General features: G+C 62.6%; 13 protein-coding genes and 1 tRNA gene. 9 read left to right on the top strand and 5 right to left on the bottom strand.

Annotated elements, in window-relative coordinates; translation table 11 throughout:
* Positions 1–57 precede the first annotated feature (57 nt).
* Both NKJ58_RS23105 and NKJ58_RS23100 read right to left on the bottom strand, forming a co-directional pair.
* Positions 58–798: a lysozyme inhibitor LprI family protein gene (locus tag NKJ58_RS23105; RefSeq protein WP_023710496.1), complete on the bottom strand. Its 741-nt coding sequence runs from the start codon at positions 796–798 to the stop codon at positions 58–60.
* Between the two features lie 83 nt (positions 799–881).
* Entirely contained in the window at positions 882–1,139 is a 258-nt protein-coding gene (locus NKJ58_RS23100) for a PepSY domain-containing protein (RefSeq protein WP_023668990.1), read from the bottom strand.
* A 351-nt stretch (positions 1,140–1,490) separates the two neighbouring features.
* Between NKJ58_RS23100 and NKJ58_RS23095 the strand changes: the two genes are divergently transcribed.
* A complete protein-coding gene (locus NKJ58_RS23095) occupies positions 1,491–3,263 on the top strand; it encodes an adenylate/guanylate cyclase domain-containing protein (RefSeq protein ID WP_023714203.1) in 1,773 nt (590 codons plus the stop codon).
* A 129-nt stretch (positions 3,264–3,392) separates the two neighbouring features.
* On the top strand, positions 3,393–7,715 hold the full coding sequence (locus tag NKJ58_RS23090; protein ID WP_352519915.1) for a cytochrome P450: 4,323 nt from the start codon (positions 3,393–3,395) through the stop codon (positions 7,713–7,715).
* A gap of 30 nt (positions 7,716–7,745) precedes the next feature.
* Here the strand turns inward: NKJ58_RS23090 and NKJ58_RS23085 are convergent, their stop codons facing one another.
* Positions 7,746–8,432, bottom strand: coding sequence for a Crp/Fnr family transcriptional regulator (locus NKJ58_RS23085; protein WP_023668987.1), 687 nt, complete (start codon positions 8,430–8,432; stop codon positions 7,746–7,748).
* 508 nt (positions 8,433–8,940) lie between these two features.
* Between NKJ58_RS23085 and NKJ58_RS23080 the strand changes: the two genes are divergently transcribed.
* The 5 genes from NKJ58_RS23080 (at position 8,941) to NKJ58_RS23060 (ending at position 16,690) form a co-directional block, all read left to right on the top strand.
* On the top strand, positions 8,941–11,205 hold the full coding sequence (locus NKJ58_RS23080; RefSeq protein ID WP_352519916.1) for a DNA/RNA non-specific endonuclease: 2,265 nt from the start codon (positions 8,941–8,943) through the stop codon (positions 11,203–11,205).
* A 16-nt stretch (positions 11,206–11,221) separates the two neighbouring features.
* Positions 11,222–12,205, top strand: a complete 984-nt coding sequence (locus NKJ58_RS23075) for a trypsin-like peptidase domain-containing protein (RefSeq protein ID WP_352497393.1) — start codon at positions 11,222–11,224, stop codon at positions 12,203–12,205.
* A gap of 169 nt (positions 12,206–12,374) precedes the next feature.
* Positions 12,375–13,640, top strand: coding sequence for a hypothetical protein (locus tag NKJ58_RS23070; RefSeq protein WP_156940988.1), 1,266 nt, complete (start codon positions 12,375–12,377; stop codon positions 13,638–13,640).
* Positions 13,637–16,306: a DNA/RNA non-specific endonuclease gene (locus tag NKJ58_RS23065; protein WP_023805164.1), complete on the top strand. Its 2,670-nt coding sequence runs from the start codon at positions 13,637–13,639 to the stop codon at positions 16,304–16,306. The genes NKJ58_RS23070 and NKJ58_RS23065 overlap by 4 nt, the downstream gene beginning before the upstream one ends.
* A gap of 111 nt (positions 16,307–16,417) precedes the next feature.
* Entirely contained in the window at positions 16,418–16,690 is a 273-nt protein-coding gene (locus tag NKJ58_RS23060) for a hypothetical protein (protein WP_023696133.1), read from the top strand.
* A gap of 39 nt (positions 16,691–16,729) precedes the next feature.
* Here NKJ58_RS23060 and NKJ58_RS23055 read toward each other — a convergent pair.
* Together NKJ58_RS23055 and NKJ58_RS23050 are read right to left on the bottom strand one after the other, a co-directional pair.
* Positions 16,730–16,804 (bottom strand) — tRNA-Val (locus NKJ58_RS23055).
* Positions 16,805–16,931: 127 nt separating this feature from the next.
* Positions 16,932–17,615 (bottom strand): phosphoglycolate phosphatase, encoded by a 684-nt coding sequence (locus NKJ58_RS23050; RefSeq protein WP_352561125.1) that lies wholly within the window; start codon positions 17,613–17,615, stop codon positions 16,932–16,934.
* Positions 17,616–17,770: 155 nt separating this feature from the next.
* Between NKJ58_RS23050 and rpiA the strand changes: the two genes are divergently transcribed.
* Both rpiA and NKJ58_RS23040 read left to right on the top strand, forming a co-directional pair.
* Complete coding sequence (gene rpiA, locus NKJ58_RS23045; RefSeq protein ID WP_352561123.1) at positions 17,771–18,502, top strand: ribose-5-phosphate isomerase RpiA; 732 nt, start codon at positions 17,771–17,773, stop codon at positions 18,500–18,502.
* Entirely contained in the window at positions 18,489–19,106 is a 618-nt protein-coding gene (locus NKJ58_RS23040) for a DUF2059 domain-containing protein (RefSeq protein WP_023668979.1), read from the top strand. The genes rpiA and NKJ58_RS23040 overlap by 14 nt, the downstream gene beginning before the upstream one ends.
* The last annotated feature ends 91 nt before the right edge of the window (positions 19,107–19,197 follow it).

Below are 19,197 nucleotides of genomic sequence, written 5' to 3'. Positions count from 1 at the left end.
AGCCATCAAAGGCGGATCGGCGCAAGAGTGCATCCAGCAGTGCTTTGCGGCAAATCTTCAGGCGCCGCCGCATAGATGTTGCGAATCCGGCAAAATCCATGTGCCTTTTATCGTGAGGTCGACGCCGTAATAGACCCGCCCGCGCTCGTCGCCCTGCGGACAATCCCTCGGGATCGATATCAGGCACATGACGACAGGATCGCCGGCTTTCGAACTGGCAAGGCCAGGCTCCCGCTCGTAGGAAACCCCGGCGCCGCCATTGCTGAACCGCGTCACACTGCCGGCTTCAGGACTGGCCGTTTCCAGCGGGTCGTCGCCAAGCCGCGTAGTCAGCGCCGTGATGTGGGTGAAGGCGCATTGCCCGATCGACGAGGGCAGGGGCTGGTCGGGGCTGCCTGGATGGCGGGCTGCGGTGTCGAGCGCCTTCTTGCCGATCAGGGCGATGTTGTAATCCTGCACCCAGGACGGCGCATTGCCGTAGGTCTGCAGCGCATTGTTCTGGGCGCTGACGATGCAGGCGGCATCCTGCCCGCAGGCGTTCCTGTCAGTGATGAGCGCACGGGCGATCTTGCGCTTGTCGCGGCCAAAGGCTGGCTCGAAACCCGTAAAGGCCTTGGCGACCAAGGCATCAATTGCCGACAGTTGCGGGTCGGCACAGATCGCCTTTTCCACCGGCAGGCTGGCTTTGCGGCAGTCGAAGGATGGCCCGTCGGCACGCGCTGGACCAAGGCAGACCGCCGCGCCAGCCAGTGCAACGACAAGCGCAAGCGAGTTGGCAATTCGATTGGAAGAAAGCATGGTCGCCCCGTTGTCCGACAACTGCCACCATCGTAGGCAAAAAACGCGGCGGACGGAATTGCCGAAGCGGTGCGGTATCAGCGCTATTTCGGTTCGGCTGTTACGGGATCGAAGGTGATTTCGACTTTCGCCTTGTCGGCGGTGTAATAGGTGACGGTGTACCCGTCCTTGTCCCAGTCGACCTCCTTCACATAGCGAAAGCCGTCGCGCTGCTCGACCTTGGCGATGATTGCCGACAGTTTCTGGGCATTCGTCGGCGGCAGTGGGCTGTCATCCGCGGCAAAGGCCGTCGAGCCGGCCAGAAGAACGACGACGCCGGTCGCCAGAACAAGATTTCGCATGATTACCCTCATTTGGTATGAACCGCACCGGAAACTCGCAGGCAGCACAGTTTGTTCCGAGATGTGACGTCGCGCAGGTTCCGTGAAGCCCTGGATCGCGGCGCTCAGAGCGACGGCACGCCCATATTTGCGCCAACCGCCGGCCAACCATGAGTGCTGCCACGGCCCGCGCTGGACAACCCGATGGTGGTAGAGCTTTGCCAAAGACCCTGCTAGACTTCTGGTCCTGGCGGGGTGGCATGGCGCGCCAACCCCGCCGGAATCTTCATCTCTCAGCGCGCGGCGAAGTGTTTCAGGAACGGGTCGTCGCCTGTGCTGGACCAGAACCAGAAAGGGAGCGGGGGCTCGAACATGGCTGTACGGAACTACACCCGTCAGCTGGCGACAATCATTTCTATCGATGCCGTCGGGTTCTCGCGGCTGATGGGCATCGACGACGAGTCTGCTGTCGCGGCATTCGAGGAACGGCGCGACATCATCGCCGACAGCTGTGGCACATTTGGCGGCCGCACGTTCGGCGACGCCGGCGACAGCATCATGGCCGAGTTCGGCAATCCGATCGAGGCGTTGCGCGCGGCCTTTGATTTCCAGGGCCGCATCGTCGCCCTCAACGCCGAGGTTGCCGACGATATGCGCATGCCGTTTCGCGCCGGCATCAACACCGGCGACGTCATCGTGCGTGGTGGCCGCCTCTACGGCGACGACGTCAACATCGCGGCGAGAATCCAGGAATTCGCGCCGGGCAACGGTCTCGCCGTTTCGGAGACGACCTGGCACCATGTGAAGGACAAGACGGCGGCCGAATTCACCGATCTCGGCGAATTCATGCTGAAGAACATCGCCTTGCCGGTGCGCGTTCTGATCGCCGGCCGCAGCGGCAACGGATCCTCGCCGGCGGCGTCGTTCGCGGCCATTCCCCAGGCCAATGCGCAGCAGAAGCTGTCGTCCAAGGGGCCGCCGGCGATCGCCGTCCTGCCCTTCCACGCCGATGGCGGCGAGCATGACATCGGCTACATGGCCGACGGCATCGCCGAGGACATCATCTATGGTCTATCCAACACCAGATGGCTCTCGGTCATCGCCAAGGGCTCCAGCTTCCAGTTCCGCGACGACACGCTGGGCACCCGGGTGATCGGCAACGCGCTCGGCGCGCGCTACATCGTCAGCGGCACGCTGATGCGCAATGGTGGCCAGATCCGCCTCAACACCTCGCTGGCCGACGCGTCCAACGGGCGGCTGGTGTGGTCGCAGCGCTTCGATCGCGATCTGGTCGACATCTTCAACCTGCGCGACCAGATCGGCGCTGAGATCGTTTCGATCCTCGACAAGGAGGTCGACCGGGCGGAACAGGCACGCACCTTCCAGGTTCCCTGGGAAAGCCTGGAGACCTGGCAACTGGTGCGACGGGGCCGCTGGCACATGAACCGGCGCACCCGCGGCGACACCGAAACCGCACTCGAGTTCTTCCAGAAGGCCTACCGCGAGGACGCCAACTCGAGCGCCGTGCTCAACGAACTGGCGTGGTGGTATTTCTGGCGGGCATGGCTGCGTTTCGGCGACAGCGACGATTTGAACAAGGTCGAGCAGTTTGCCCGCAAGGCGTTGCTGGTGGACAGCCTGGATGCGCGCCCGCACGCCCATCTCGGCGCCGTCGACATCATGCGCGGCGAACCGCGGTCGGCCGTCGACCATCTCGAGGAAGCGATCCACATCAATCCGAGCTTTGCCTTCGCGCGCTCGGCCATGGGCAGCGCCCAGCTGCTGCTCGGCAATGCCGCGACCGCGATACCGTTCTTTCTCGATACCGAGCGATTGAGCCCGTTCGACCTCTACCGCTTCCACAATCTGGGGGAACTGACGGCGGCCTATTGTTTGGTCGAGAACTGGCCGGCGGCGATCGCTGCCGCTGACCGCTCGCTCAACCTGTCTCCCGGCTATTTTTATTCCAGGTTCCTGAAGATCGGCGCGCTGATGCGAAGCGGCCGGCCGGAACAGGCGCGGCGCGAGATGGCCATTTTCACCACCCGGCATCCCGATTTTTCAGAACAGCGTGTGCGCTGGATACCGTTCACCGACAAGGCCGCGAACGAGTTCCTCGTCGCCAATTTCCAACTGGCCAAATGAACATGGCGTCAGTGCTGGCTGGAACATGGACCAACTGTGAAAAGATTCACATACGTGCAACCGATGCAAACCTAGGCGTTGAACGGCCGGCATCGCAATAACGTGGATAGCCGGGGGGCTTGAACGCGCATGACCAAACTGAAGTATTTCAACGCTATTAGCGCGGCCCAGAGAAACCAGCGCCCGCTGTCGGAAATGCCGCCCTTCGATCTCGGCCGGATCCGCAAGACAGGGCTGATTGCGCGCATCGTCGGGTCTCTGGCCGAAGACCCCCGCTGGGCGCTTTCCTTGTTGCGGCGTTTCCGGCCGACCGGCAAACTTTTCGGCGTTCTCGTGGTCACCAAGAACGCCGATGTCCGCGACATATTGGAGCGCGGCGACGAATTCCAGACCCCATACGGCCCGGAAATGACCGAGCTTGCCCGGGGATCCAACTTCATCCTCGGCATGCAGGACGGCGCCGACTACCGGCGCATGAAATCGTCGGTGCTGAGTGCATTCCCGCCGGCCGAGGTCGAAGCCGCCGTCAGGCCGATCGCGGCGCGTCATTCGCAAGAGATCATGACGCGCGCCAGCCCCGGCTTCGATGCGATCTCCAGGTTGATGAAGATCGTCCCGGTGCACATCTGTCGAGACTATTTCGGCGTCGAGATCGACGATGAATCCGAATTCGCCGACTGGGCGATCGCGCTGAGTGCGCTGTTCTTTTCGGACCCGACGGCGAGCCCCGTCATGCGCGAACTTGCGGTGGTGGCGGGCGACCGTCTTCTCAAAGTCATCGATCGCTCCATCCAGTCGGCCAGGGACCGGGGCTTGAAGGCCGAGCAACCGCTGGCGAGGCTGGTTGTCCAGATGGATCAGGGCCGCCTGTCGCGGGACGACCTCAATTCGATCATGCTGGGCATGATCGCCGGCTTCGTCCCGACCAATGTGCTGGCCGCCGGCAATTGCCTCGACGTGATCCTGTCGCGGCCCGACGCAAGGCAGGCTATCGATGCCGCATTGGCCGAAAACGATACCGCCAAGCTCGACAGGGCCGTCCTTGAAGCCATGCGCTTCAAGCCGATCTGGGTCGGCCCCTGGCGCTACACGGCCCGCGACGCGATCATCGGCAAGGGTACGCGCCGCGAGCGCCTGGTGAAGGCCGGCACGGTGGTGATGCCGGCGACGCTGTCGGCGATGTTCGATGCCGACGCCGTGCAGAACCCGGACCAGTTCGACACATCGCGCCCGCATCGCGACTACATGGTGTTCGGCCACGGCATTCATCAGTGCATCGGCGCCGAGATTGCCAGGATCCAGATCGGCGAAAGCCTGCGCGCCCTGTTCCAGAAGCAGGGCGTGCGCCGCATGCCCGGCAAGGCCGGGCGGATGACCCGCATCGGCGCCTATCCCGAAACGCTCAAGGTCGATTTCGAACGGGCAGAACTCTGCCGCACCGTAACGCAGTCTATGGTGACGGTGGTCTGCCCGGTCACCCGATCCGCGTCGCTGGATGCTGTCCGCGACAAGGTTGCCAGCCTCGGCAACCCGGCCGTCGAAGATATCCGCACCGCGCTCGACATTGCCGGCACCGTCCACTTCACCAGCCTGACCGTGGTCGGCACCGGCGAGATCGGCGCTGATTCCGGTCAGGAAAAAGGAGCTCTGGTTCTCGAGATTTCCGGTGACGGCAGCATCGACGATGTCATCGATGCGGTCACGCACGCCATCGGGCACCGGCTGCGGCCGATCTTCAAGGATGTCTGCGATCTGCGCGATGGCGGCGCATTGAACGATTTCCTGCGCAAGCACAATGTCGACATATCGCCGTCCTTCGGCAGCAATGCCGGACTGGTGTTTTCGGGCACGCCGGGGCACTCGGTCCAGCGTATCAAGGCCGAGCAGCAGCTTTTCGAAGCCGTGCGCGACATCGTCGAGCGGCCACGCAAAGGCGCCGGCAACGCTCCTGCCGTGCTCGCTGAAGTTCGCCAGCATGTCCAGTCATTACGGACGTTTGCCTGGGCGTTCGAGCCGGCCGAGAGCCTGCTGGAAAAGCCGCCGGGTCATTGGGGCCGTGCCCTGATGACGACGTTGCTGGTACCGCCGGTCTTCGTCACGGTGGCGATCATCTGGGCTGCTTGCTGGTATATGACCTACGGTGTGGTGTTCGGCAGATCTATCGACATCAGTTCCCAGGAAATCTCCTTCACCGCCATAGCCGTAGCAATCACCTCACTTCTGTTGTCGGGACTTGGAGTGTTGGTGGCAGCGGCGCTGCTGGCGTTTTCGTGCTTGCTGGCGCTGCGACGCCGCGAGGACAGGGATCGGCCGGAAAGCACATCGATCGGCATATCTGAATTGAACGCGATACTCGTCAAGGAGGGCCACGCGGCACAAAACCATCTGACTGCGATTTCGACGATGAAGGCCGGCATTCTGCGGCGGCTGGCGCTCAGGTTTTCCTTCTACCTGATCTCGATAGCTGCCCAGAAGGTATTCAAGCCAGGCTTCCTCAACACCATCAACACCATCCATTTCGCCCGCTGGATACTGCTGCCCGGCTCCAACCGATTGATGTTCTTCTCCAACTACGGCGGCAGCTGGGAAAGCTATCTTGAGGACTTCATCGCCAAGGCGTCCGCTGGCCTCACCGGCGTGTGGAGCAACACCGTGGGCTATCCACGCACACGATGGCTGTTCCTGGACGGCGCGCGCGACGGCGATCGTTTCAAGCGCTGGGCGCGGCGCCAGCAGGTGCCGACCCTGTTCTGGTACTCCGCCTATCCCCAAATCAACACAGAGCGCATCCGGATCAATTCCCAGGTCAGGCGCGGCATTGCTTCCGCCGTCGGCAACGAGGCGCGCGACTGGCTGAGCTTGTTCGGTTCGCTACGGCGCCCGGCGAGCGAAACAACCACCGTTCAAAAGACCACTTCGCTGCTGGCCAATATCAGCTCTGCCTTTCCGGCGCCTCTCGAGCAGCAGCTGGAAACCGGCGAGATCCAGTCCATCTTCTTCGGCCCGCTCGGCCCGCTCGCTTATTCGCATATGCTTGCGATCCGGGTGCCGGACAAGTTGCCGGCGCCCAAGCGCAGAGCCTGGCTCGATTTCGTTGTCGAGCAGACGAGTTTCGGCGAAGGCAGGCCCGCCGGGCGAGCTATGATAGTCGCCTTTGGTCCCGGTGGCCTGCGGCAGTTTGGGCTCGACGAGGGTGTGGAGGGCGATCCACTGGAAACATTTCCGATCGCCTTTCGCCATGGCATGGGCAATCCCGAGCGTGGGCGCATACTGGACGACCGAGGCCGCGACGGCCCGGACGAATGGGAGTGGGGGTCGTTGGAGAACCCTGTGGACCTGGTCATCGTCTGCTATGCTGAAGACCCGGGACGGTTGAAGACCGAGATTGCCACCGTGAGACGAAAGACGACCGGTGCAGGCATGAAGGTCGTCGCCGAACTGCCGCTCGCCGTAAACCGGGGTCCGACCGACACGAAGACGAAATCGTCCGACGGGGCAAAGCGTGACGATCGGTCGGAACGTGGGCCAGCCTACGAGCATTTCGGTTTCGCGGACGGGATTTCGCAGCCGATTGTCCGCGGCACGACCCGCGCCAGCAGGGGCGCCGCGCCCATGCATCTGGTCGCGCCCGGCGAGTTCCTGTTCGGCTATCGTGATGAGCATGGGTTCTATCCAGCCTCGCCCTCGGTAAGCGCATCACGCGATCGGACCGGAATCCTTTCGCAGGTGCGCCGTAGCCGGCTGATTCCGGGCCTGCCGCCACCGCCGCGCGATTTCGGGCGCAACGGTTCATTCCTGGTTATTCGCCAGTTCGAGCAGCACGTCGACGTCTTCAACAACTACTGCAAAAAGGCTGCAGCCTTGGTCGCGAGCCAACTCGGCAACCAAGCCATCACGCAAGACTGGATTGCCGCCAAGATGCTCGGCCGCTGGCAGAACGGTAGCTCGCTGGTGCGAAACCCCGATCATCCGGGACGCGTCATCGACAACGACTTCGCCGCTGGCGCCGAGGATCCGCAAGGCCATCGCTGCCCGCTTGGTGCCCACATTCGCCGTTCCAACCCACGCGACTCGCTGGGTGAGGACCGCGATACGCAGATCAATATCGGCAAGCGCCATCGTATCCTGCGGGTCGGCCGTACCTATGAGAAGCAGGACGGCAAGAATGGCAAGGTCGAAAAAGGGCTGCTGTTCATGTGCCTCAACGCCGACATAGAGCGCCAGTACGAATTCATTCAGCAGACCTGGGTTTCGTCGGCCACGTTCCAGGGCCTCGTCGCTGAAAAGGACCCGACGATTGGTTCGCGCAGCGGTGATGGCAGGTTCACCATTCCGTCATGGGAAAAGGTCACGACGCTCCGTGACATGCCGCAATTCGTCACCACCAAGGGTGGTGGATACTTCTTCATGCCCAGCCGCTCGGCGCTGCGCTACCTGATTTCGCGGCTCTGAGTCTTAGCCGGGGCTGATTCGGGATCGGCGTCAGTCGTCGTCCTGCGATTCGGCGATATGGCGCAGCGCCCCGGTGTCGGTGATGCGCAGGCCGCCGCGTTTGATGGCAATGAACGAGCGGTTGCGCCAGTCGTTGAGCGTCTTGTTGACGGACTCGCGCGTGGCGCCGAGGAACTCTCCGAGTTCCGATTGCGAGATCGGGATCCAGCCGGCGCTGTCGGCCATCACCTTGGCCAGGAAGACCAGGCGTTTGGCGAGCCTCGCCTCGATGCCGAAGAAGGCCTGGTCGCCGAGTTCGCCGCTGACCCAGCGCAGCCGGGCGCACAGAAGTTCGATCATCGCGCGTGCCAGCGGTGGATTTCTCTCAATGCGATCAAAGAGTTGTGTCCTGCTGAGCGAAACCAGCTCGCAAGCGGTCAGGCAGATGGCGGTGGCGGTGCGTGGCCGCCCGTCAAGCGCGCCGATCTCGCCGACGAGGCTGCGCGACAGCTCGATATTGGCCACCAGCTTCTGCCCGCCAGGCGAATAGATCGAGATTTCCACCGTGCCGCTCATCACCCCGTAGATTCGGTCGGCGGCATCTTCCTGGACGAACAGATGCTGGCCGGCGGCGTAGCGCTCGACCTTGCAGCCGCTGAACAGGATATCGAACAGCTTTGGATCGATGCGTGCCAGGCGCGGCAGATCGTTTCTGTCGTTTGGGCCGCCAAAAGCCATGTTCCAAATTCCCAATTGCCGCAATCGGCGAAGTTTAAGGGCCGAAGTCTAAGGCAAGAGTGCACCGCGTCAAAGGCCGGCGTTCATCCCTTGCGATTACGCCTTGTAAAGGCTTGGCGCAGTGGTCGCGCCCAGTGCCTGGCTCGTGCGGGGCGGAAAGCCGCCTGCACGCGCGGCGAGAGGAGCCGCGCGTGCAGGCGCCAACTGATAAAAATGGATAGGTGATAAAATTTCTGTAAAACCGAGCGGCCGCAATGGCCCTTCCACCCGTTGCGATAGGTGGGCGCAAACAGCGTGAGCGTCTGTGACGGAGATCACATACAGCATCGCTGAAATAATGCGAGCGTCATACATCGCGCGAGCGACTGCGGCAAAGAGACATGCCGACGTTGCACTCCGGTCATCTTCGACGCGAGTTGATTTGTTTCCTTGCCTGCCAGTCAGAATTGCACCAGCCTAAAATGGGGCAATACATTTCTTTTCTTCGACAGAACCTTTGAGGGCGACTATGCCGGTCAGCAGAGAGCAGCGAATCCGTCAATATCTCGATCTCGTCACCGGGGGCGAGGGGACTGAATCAGTCCTCGGCAACGTGGAGACGATGGCAGGCGGCGCTCTGGAATCCCTTGCGCCTGCGGAAGCCGGCAAGACGGAGGCGGCGTTTGAATCGGCGCGCGCTGGCATGGAGAGCCTCGCGCGGGGCGCCGAAGTCGCGCCCGAGCAGCTTTCCGATCTGGAAGCCATAATCATCCCGGAGTTGCGGCCGGTCTATGACATCAAGGATGGCACCTTTACGACGCTGACTTTCGACGGCGCTCCGACACCTGGCCATTCGCTGTGGACGAAGCTTACCAGCGAGGCCGCATTGAAGCAGCGCATCGAAGCCGCCCTGCCGGCGATCGGGCGTATCGAACTGTTGTGGGACACCAATATCCCTTACGGCGGCACGGGCTTCGTCGTCGGCCGCAACCTGCTGATGACCAACCGTCATGTGGCGCAGATATTTGCGGACGGCCTTGGCGACCGCAATGTGCAATTCATCAACGGCCGCGCCGCCGGCATCGACTTCAAGCGCGATTCGGCGGCAGGAAACGTCTTCAAGATCCGCAATGTCCGGATGATCCATCCCTATTGGGACATGGCGATTCTCGAAGTCGAAGGCCTGCCCGACAACATCACGCCGCTGTCGCTCGCGGTCGCCGACGCGCGCGATATGCTGCGCCAGGAAGTCGTCGCCATCGGCTATCCGGCGTTCGACAATCGCAACGCGGTCGATGTCCAGAACGAGCTCATGCGCAATCGTTTCCAGGTCAAGCGCCTGCAACCGGGCATGCTGCAGGGCGGCTTCGATACGGAGAGTTTCGGCAAGATCGTCAGCGCGGCGACACATGATTGCTCGACCACTGGCGGCAACTCCGGCACCGCCATGATCAACCTCGCCACCGGCGAGGTCGTGGCGCTGCATTTTGCCGGCCGCTATCTCGAGCGCAACTACGCCGTGCCCACCGGCGCGCTCGCCAAGGACCAGCGTGTCGTCGACCTCGGCCTCAATTTCGCCGGCGCCGCCAGCGGCGGCCCCAACGATTGGGGCGCATGGTGGAACAAGGCGGACAGTGGGTCGCCGGCCGAGGGCGTAAACCTGGTTGAAGTCGGCGGCGCCCAGCAGATCCCGGGCGTCGCCACCCAGACGCCTTCATCCGGAGGCGTCGTCGTTTCGCCGGGCGGCAGCGTCACCTTCGAAGTGCCGTTGCGCATCACCGTCTCGCTCGGCGCAACGCCTGCCCATGAAGCGGTCACGGAATCGGTCGAACTCGAAGCGGCCAAGCCGACCCCTCCAGGCGGCGCATTCGTTCCCAAAACGGTCGCGGACTATGCCGGCTATAAGGGCTACGACGAGAAATTTCTCTCTGGCGGCACTAAACTCGCACCGGTCATTGTGCCCATGCCTGAGGCCACCGACCTCTCCGTGCTGGCGCCACTTAGGGACGGGGGCACGCGGCTGGACTACCAGAATTTTTCGCTCAAGATGCACGCCAAGCGGCGGCTGGCGCTGTTCACCGCCTCCAACGTCACCGAGGAGAGCAACCTGCGCGAGCCGGAAAAGGGCCGCAACTATTCGCGCGGCGGCCTGTTCAGCGAGCGCTGGTTCCCGGATCTGCGGCTCGACGACAAGTACCAGATCCCCGACGTCTTCTACACCCAGGATCAGGGCGCCTTCGACAAGGGCCATATCGTCAGGCGCGATGACGTGGCCTGGGGCAGCACCTTCGAGCTGCTGCTCAGGGGCAATGTCTGCTCCTTCCATGTCACCAACTGCTCGCCCCAGGTCGAAGGCTACAACCGCTCCGACAGCGGCGAGAAGAACTGGGGCGATCTTGAGAACCACGTCCTGTCGGAGGCGGCGAGCGAGCGGCTTTGCGTCTTCGCCGGGCCGGTCCTCGCCGAAGACGACCGGACCTTTGCCGGCAAGGGTCCCAAAGGCACCAGTCTTCGCGCGCTAGTGCCGCGCCGCTTCTGGAAGGTGGTGGTCGCCCGCGTCAGTGACGGCATCGCCAGTTATGGCTTCGTGCTCGAACAGGATCTGTCGGACACGCAGCTTGAGTTTGCCGTCTCCGAAGAATTCATCGGCGCCATGTACCCGCTGACCGAAATCTCCGAAATGACCGGCGTCAGCTTCGACCAGTCGCTGATCGACGCCGACCAATACGAAACGGTTCGCGGCACCGAAATTGCGATGCGGGCGGGATCACGCAAGCGGAAGAAGAAGGCTTAGGGTCGGAGGGAATCCCATGACCGAATGGACGCAATCCGAACTGAACAGTCTCAACCGCATCCTCGCCAACCTCTACCCGATGATCGGCGACGGCGTGCGTGTTGCCAAAGGTGTCGGTCTTTCGACGGCCCAGATCGCCTTTGACAACAAGGCGATCAACAACTGGTTTGCGATTGTCCAGCGCGCAAAGCAGGAGACCAGGGCCGACGACCTCGTCGCCTTTGCACTCGAAGAGAATCCCGGCGACCAGGCACTGCTGCAGGCAAAGCAGCACGCCCCGCCGCCGCCGGTCGAAGGCCCCGCGACCGCCAATTGGAGCGGCGCGACGGCGCCGGCCCAGCTCGAAAAAATCCTTGGCGACAAGAGCACGCTGGTGCCGATCAGCTATCTCGAACTCGGCCTTGTCAGGGCAAGATCGGTGGTGCGCATCAAGCGTGCGGATGGCAGCTCCGGCACCGGCTTCATGACCACCGGCGGGATCCTGATCACCAACAACCATGTGTTGCCTGACGATGCCTCATTGGCCGGCACGGTGGTCCAGTTCAACTATCAGCGCACCGTTGCCGGGCTCGACGCGCCGCTCGATCAGTTCGACATCGACACCGCCGTGCCTCTTCGTACCTCCAAGGACAATGATTGGTCCGCCGTCCGCATCAAGGGCGATGCCTCCAAATGGGGCGAGTTGGAATTGAAACCCATGACCGTCAAGGCCGGCGACCATGTCAACATCATCCAGCATCCCGGCGGTGCGCAGAAACAGATTTCGTTCGTCGCCAATGTCGTGGCCTTCGTCGGCGGCGGCCGCGTCCAGTATCTCACCGACACACTGCCGGGTTCGTCGGGCTCGCCGGTCTTCGACACCGACTGGAACCTGATTGCGCTGCATCACAGCGGAGGCTGGCTCACCGAGCCCAACGCGCCTACCAAAAGCACATATTATCGCAACGAAGGCATTGCGATCGACACCATCATCCAAGACCTCGCGGCCAAGCCTGTGTAGATGGTGAGCTATGCAGACCGATGGCGCAGCTCGATGCGCGGCGATTTGGGACTACGGCATGTAAATTTTTTCGGATGTGACGGTTTATAACGCCACACACCAAACACCAGGGAGTTCAGAGATCAGCGCCTATTTCGACCTCAGGCTTCAACTGGCTGATCTCTACCCATTGCCTCCCGATTGGTTGCAGGTAACCAAGGACGCTGGGATCGTCGCTGGCGCCATCAACCTCCAGGGCGCGGCGCTCACAGTCTGGTTCAACATCCTCGACTATGCCTTGACCAAGAAGCTGTCGCAGCCGCTGATGAACACTGTCGTTCGGCAAAATCCGCAATGCGCCGCAATATGCAAAGCCTATCTGGATGAACTTGCCGCGGGCGAGAAACCGACGCCCGAACTGCCTGGCCTGACCACCGACGATCGGGTCAACACCGCGCTCGCAGGCTTCAACGCCGTCAACCAGCAGCCCAAGGACATTCAGGCGCAACTCGCCGCTGGCGATGGCCTCACCACCGTCGCCAGCCAGATCGATGTCCTCAAGACCTACAAGGACCTGCATGACCACCTGCAGAGCTTCCAATATGGCATCGGCAGCTTCCAGACCTTGCTGGTCGCCGCCCGCGACATGGGGGCCGACCTGGAACAGGTCCGCGTCCTGCGCAATTTCCTCAAAATATTGAAGCTCTTCTGTGTCTCGATCGGAGAGTCGGTCATGGAGCTGCCGGCGGGGCCGGCGCTTCACGATATCGAGCAGGCCTGGCTCGACGACCTCAAGGCGGCTGCGATCAAGTTGCAGGCTGCCATCGATAACAAGTCTCCGGACGCCTACGACGCGCTGTTTGACGTGCGCACCGTGCTGCGCGTCGTGCCTTCGCGGCTCAACCAGCAGATTTTCGTTACCGCGAAGAATCTGCCGTTCGGGCTTCTTGCCACCGGTCTCGACACGATAGCCGGCAAGCTTCCAGCAGGTGCCCCGGATGTTCCTTTGATAAAGGCTGCGCATGATGCGATCATGGTGCTGTCGTCGACCATCTATGCGCGCGTCGTCGAGCATAAGCTCTGGCAGGACGTCGACAACAAGCTGGCCAGCCTCACCGACATGATCGAGCCGATAGAAGAGGGCGCCGCGGCGGACAAGTCGCTGCCGTTCCAGTTTTCGCCGCTGTGGCGAAACCTGGAAGTGAAGGTCAAGGTTCTTGCCGATCTCGATCCCAATGGCGCCTGGCGAACGACGCTCGTCGACTACTCCACCGACGTCAACGACCAGCTATCGCGCGAGACCGTCGATACCGCCTTCATTCTTGCCTTCGAAGCCTATCGGGACGAGGCCCAGCAACGCTTCGTCCAGGTCGATCTGGCGCTGAAAACGGAATGCGCCTCGATCGTCCGCGTCAGCACGCCTTTGCATAAGATCATTGAGGACCTGGGGCCATGAGCGATGAACTTGCGACAGGCACGGAGACCGAAACTCCGGCCGATTTTATTTCGCTGAGCGACATCCGGATCGCACATCTCGAGCTGATGCGCATCGCCAGCAGCAATGAAGCCGTCGACCCATCGATGAGCCGCAGCGACAAGGCCGGCGCCGAGACGACGGAAGCCAGCATCGACAACACGGCCCCCGATGCGCAGGCCATCCGCGACTTCCTGGCCAAGGCACGGCGCGCCGGCAGCACCATCGCGCGGGAATCCGACCGGCGCGCGGCGCAGCGCATACTCGATTATTGGTCCGCCGAACTGGTCACGCGGCCGGGCATCACCTCAGCCGACGTCAGCCCGGCGCGGCTCGCGTCTTTCGCAGGTGGCGGTGGGCTCGAAACAACAGAGCCAATTGCCGTCGCGGTTGACTCCGAATCGGCATCGCGTGAAATCAACGATTCAGGAACGGTCGCCATCGCCGTTCCTGAATCAATGGCCGTCGCGACCAAAGACGGTGCCGAATCCGGCGACGGCTTCGCATCGGACGACGAACTGAGTTCGGACGAGCTGACCGAGCGCTTTCGCATTCGCGTGGCCGCCCAGGCGCGGCAATGGAAGAACACCGGCTATCCCGGCTATCTCCTGCGCGGCGAAGCGCTGAAGGAGGCGGCGGAGCTGCCGCAGGGGCCGGACATCGCCGAGTTCGTCGAGGCGAGCGCCAAGGCGGAGACCGACAGCCAGAAGCAGCGCGATCGCAGCAAGAATATATTGATCGCGCTGTTTGCCATCCTGGCCGCGATCCTTGGGGCAACCACCTATTTCGCCTACGTCCAGAGAAATGACGCTGTTGACGCGCGCAAGGATGCCGAGACGACGGCGAGTGAGGTCGCAAAGCTCAATGGAAAGCTTTCCACCGCCCTTGAAAAGACGGAAGACGCACGCCAGCGAGCCGAGGCTGCACTTGCCGTTGCCGAGAAGAAGGCGGAAGACGCCGCCAAGACGCTGGCCGAGCAGCAAGCCACGCAGGCCACTTTGCGATCCGCGATCTTGCTTGTGGTCGAACAACTCAAACTCGGCAGCGTGTCCCTGGACAAGTTGGCGCCCGATTTGCGACAGGGGGTGCTGGTCGAGCTGGCCGGGCAGGTCAAAAGCGGCGAGGTCGCGCTCGACCAATTGCCGGCGCCGCTGCGCGCCGCGCTTGAACCGCTGCTTGGCAAAGACATAGACAAACAGCCTAACGTTCTTTCGGGATACAAGGTCGATTTCATAGGGGCCACGATCGGCTTGCCCAGGATAACCGACGACCTGGCCAACGACGCCGTGGCGCCGCCGCTTGATTACATCAACTACTCGCTGGTCATGGGCCGAACTCATCGCATGGCCATCTATTCGGCCGTCAACCTGGATCGGTCGCAGAGGTTGCCGCTGCAATTCACCGCCAGCAGACTGAAACCCGACAGCCGATTGTCGGTCGACTACCAGCCTCGTCCCAACTGGTACTTTCGCGCGGACCGGCCCTGGCTGGCGGCGCGATTTGCAAGTGCCAGCGACATCGCCTGGGGTCCGGAGTTCGCCGGCGATCCGGCAACGGCGGCGCTCAAGCTGGCGCAGTATGCCTCTTTCCTGCCAAACACGATGCCGCAGCCGCGTACTTTCTACGGCAGCCGATGGGTGCCGCTCGAAAACTGGGTTCGCTCGCAGCACAATCCGCTCGCCAATCGGGTGACCATCTTCAGTGGTCCTGTCTTCCGGCCCGCGGACCAGCCGGTCGACGGCGTGCCGGTCCCTTATGCCTATTGGAAGCTCGCGGTGTCCTCGGTGTCGGCGGCCGTGAAGGGAGAGGTGAGAGAGCCGGAATTTGAGGTCGATGCGTTCTTCATTCCAGCCGACGCTACGGGGGCGTTCAACGTCGAGCAGTATCGGCTCCCGGTTGCCGAGCTTGAAAGGCTCACGAGCCTCAATTTCGACCCTCTCATCGAATGGACGGATTCACTGAAGAACCGCGGCCCCAATGGAACCGCGGCCGACGAACTGGCGGCTCGCGTCAAGCTGCTCGACGGCGCAAATGATGCACTGCGCGGTGACCTGATTGCCGTCCTCGAAGACGCAGACCTTCCGGTGGTCGAACGGCAGAAGATCGTCGCGGCTCTCGTCGAGATGGCCGGCCTGCAAAGCATAAGCGGGCTGACACCGGCGGGGCGCCGCAACGTGCTTGAGACCCTGCTTGGGGTACCGCCTGAATTGTGGGAACGCCCGGACTGGCTGGCTGTGTTTGCCGGCGCGCGCCGGGCGGTTGCCGATCTCGCCCTTTCGGCAGCCGACGGCCAGACTGTTATCGGTGAGCAGGATCGCAACGCACTCAACACGCTGAAGGACCGGCTGCGTATCCAGCAGAGCCCACAGACGGTTTACGTCCAGTTCGCCGGCATGGCGCGCGAGGACGCCGGGGCGCTTTCCGCAAAAATGCGGGCCTTGGGCTGGGGCATTCCAAACCCTGGCGAAGAACGTGTCGCCGCTGCCGCCGGCAAGAACGAAGTTCGCTACAACCCCTACAACGACGCCGACCGTGGCGCCGCCGAACTGCTGGCCGCCGACCTCACGGTTGCCGCTGGCCGACTGGTGACAGCCCGTGCGGTGCCGATCATCAAGGCCAACACATTGGAGATATGGACCAGCATATAGAAACACTGAAGGCCCGAGCGGGGCGAAGACAAGGGCGCGTAAAAAAGCCGCGATGCGCCGCTCACTATCGTCGCGACAAATACGGGCTGTTCTCACTCCAGAGGTTTTTACATGCGCACGCGTCACGCCGTCATGCTTGCACTTTCCGCGCTTTGCATTCCAGCCGTCTCCATGCCGCTGCAGAAAGCCAACGCGCTGGAGCCTGAAAAATACACGGTCTATTGCGCCAACGATCACATCGAGGTTTCGTTCTGGGATCTCGAGCAGATGAAGGTGCGCAACGGCTCCGATGTCTGCCAGTTCCAGAGCTACACGAGCTACTCAAGCGCCTTGAACTTCGCGCAGAAGAATTTTGGTGGGGAAGGGGCGAGTTGCAGCTGCTAGGAGTGCTGGCTTGGAGTGCGCTGTTCAGGGAAAGAAAGATGGTGGGCGATGCAGGGATTGAACCTGCGACCCCACCCGTGTGAAGGGTGTGCTCTCCCGCTGAGCTAATCGCCCGCTCGTTGCCCGAAGGCCAAGCGAGCCGCGATATAAGGGAGGCAGGGTCGTGAAGTCAAGGAGATGCGCCGGCCTTCTGTGCCTGAAATAGCCGAGGACAGGCGCTGCCGCGGAATCCCCGTTTCGCTCAGCCGGCCGCCGCCGCAATCAGCCGTTCCGCCAGGTCGAGCGTCAGCGCGTCGAAATGCGAAATCACCGCCGATGGCTCGAATTCCCTGACATGGCGGTCGGTGTAGCCGAAATCGACGGCGACGACCGGAATGCCGGCGGCCTTGGCCGTGTCGATGTCGGTCTGCGAATCGCCGACCATCAGTGCTCGATCCGGGTCGCCGCCGGCGAGCCGGATGGTCTCGGTCAGATGGCGCGCATCGGGCTTGCGGAAGGCGAACGTGTCCTGGCCGGCGATCGCGGCGAAATGCTTGGTCAGGCCGAGCGCCTCGATCAGCGCTTTCGAATTCGCCTCATATTTGTTGGTGCAGATGGCGAGCAGATAGCCGGCCTTCTCGAAGCGGGCGATGGCTTCGACGACACCGGGGTAGGGGCGCGACTTGCCGGGGATGTTGAGTGTGTAGTGGTCGAGGAACACCTTCAGCAGCCTGTCGTGCTCCTCCACCGCCAGCGATTTCTGCTGCGCGGTATGCGCGCGCTCGATCATCACCCGTCCGCCCTGGCCGACAAAACGCCGGAAGCCGGCCTCGTCGACAGCGGCAAGCTCGCTGGCGGCAAGGCTGTGGTTGAGGCTGTCGAGCAGATCCGGCGCCGTGTCGATCAGCGTCCCGTCGAGGTCGAACACGATGATCGGTTGGGTCATGGCCTGTCCTGTGGCTGATGCATTGCAGGCAGGCGATAGCGGCTGCGCTTCTTTCAGGCAAGCCGGTGCGAGCCAAAGTCTTTGACCCTGCGGGCAAAAGTGCTAGGAGCGCGCATCCAGAAAAATCAGAACCAAGCCAAATCCCCGGGGCGAGCATGGATGCGAGGCAGTTGAAAGTCGAGGCCGCGCGGGCTGCCCTTGCCCATGTCAGCGACGGCATGCGCATCGGCATCGGCACCGGGACGACGGCCGACGAATTCGTGCGGCTGCTGGCCGAAAAGATCGCCACCGGCTTGTCCGTCATCGGCGTGCCGACGTCGGAGCGCACTGCAGCCCTTTGCCGCGAACTTGGCGTGCCGCTGTCGACGCTTGAGGAAACGCCCGAGCTCGACCTTACCGTCGACGGCGCCGACGAGATCGACGCGGCGCTGACGCTGATCAAGGGAGGCGGCGGCGCGCTGCTGCGCGAGAAGATCGTCGCGGCGGCATCTCAGCGCATGATCGTCATTGCCGATCGCTCGAAGATGGTCGACACCCTTGGCCAGTTTCCCTTGCCGATCGAAGTCAACCGGTTCGGCCTGCGCGCCACCGAAATCGCGGTCGCGGCAGCGGCCAAAAGTCTCGGCCTTTCCGGCCCGGTTACATTGAGGATGACGGGGGGCCAGCCTTTTGTTACAGACGGCGGCCATTTTATCCTCGATGCATCTTTTGGCCGCATTCCGGATACAAGAGCGCTTTCGAATGCTCTCCATGCCATTCCTGGTGTGGTCGAGCATGGTCTTTTCATCGGGCTGGCGTCAGCGGCCATCATCGCCGGCGGCGACGGCATCCAAACCGTCCATGCCGCCCGAAAACCAGGGAGTTCTACCGATCATGATGTTGCATAACCGGGTTCGCAATCTTTGCGCCGTTCTGGCGGCTTCGGCCGTTTTCGCCTTCTCCTCCCCGGCGTTCTCGCAGGAGATCACGGAATCGCATCTGAAGGCGGCACGGGCGGCGGTCACGGCAATCCACGCGACCGACTCGTTCGACAACATCCTGCCGCAAGCGGCGGCCTCGCTCGAGCAGCAGCTTATCCAGAAGAACCCTGATATGCAGGAGCTGATCGGCAAGACCGTCAGCGAAAAGGCACTGGCGCTGGCCTCGCGCCGTGCCGATCTGGAGAAGGAAGCAGCGCTCGCCTATGCCAAGGTGTTCTCCGAGAAGGATCTCACCGACATCGCCGCCTTCTACAATTCCGATGCCGGCAAGAAGCTGCTCGACAACGGCCCCAACGTGACGCGCGAACTGGTCAAGGCCGCCGACATCTGGCAGAACGGCCTGGCGCGCGATCTCGCCCAGCAGGTCGGCGAAACGCTGGCAGCCGCCGCGAAGGCCGCTGCCCCGGCCGCGCCTGCGCCGGATAACGCAACTGCCCCCGCCGATGGCGCTGCACCTGCCGACGGCGATGCGCCCGCAGACGGTGACCAGCCGGAAGCGCCGAAGAACTAAGACGTCTGATTTCGCCACCGGCATCCTTGCCGCTGGACCAGAAAGCCCGGTGGAAACCGGGCTTTTCTTTTGGCTTCATGCAGCCTACCTG

This window comes from Mesorhizobium sp. M0139 (assembly GCF_040322455.1).
Taxonomy (GTDB): domain Bacteria; phylum Pseudomonadota; class Alphaproteobacteria; order Rhizobiales; family Rhizobiaceae; genus Mesorhizobium.
The sequence above is the reverse complement of the archived record's forward strand: the minus strand, read 5'-3'. Positions and strand labels throughout refer to the sequence as shown.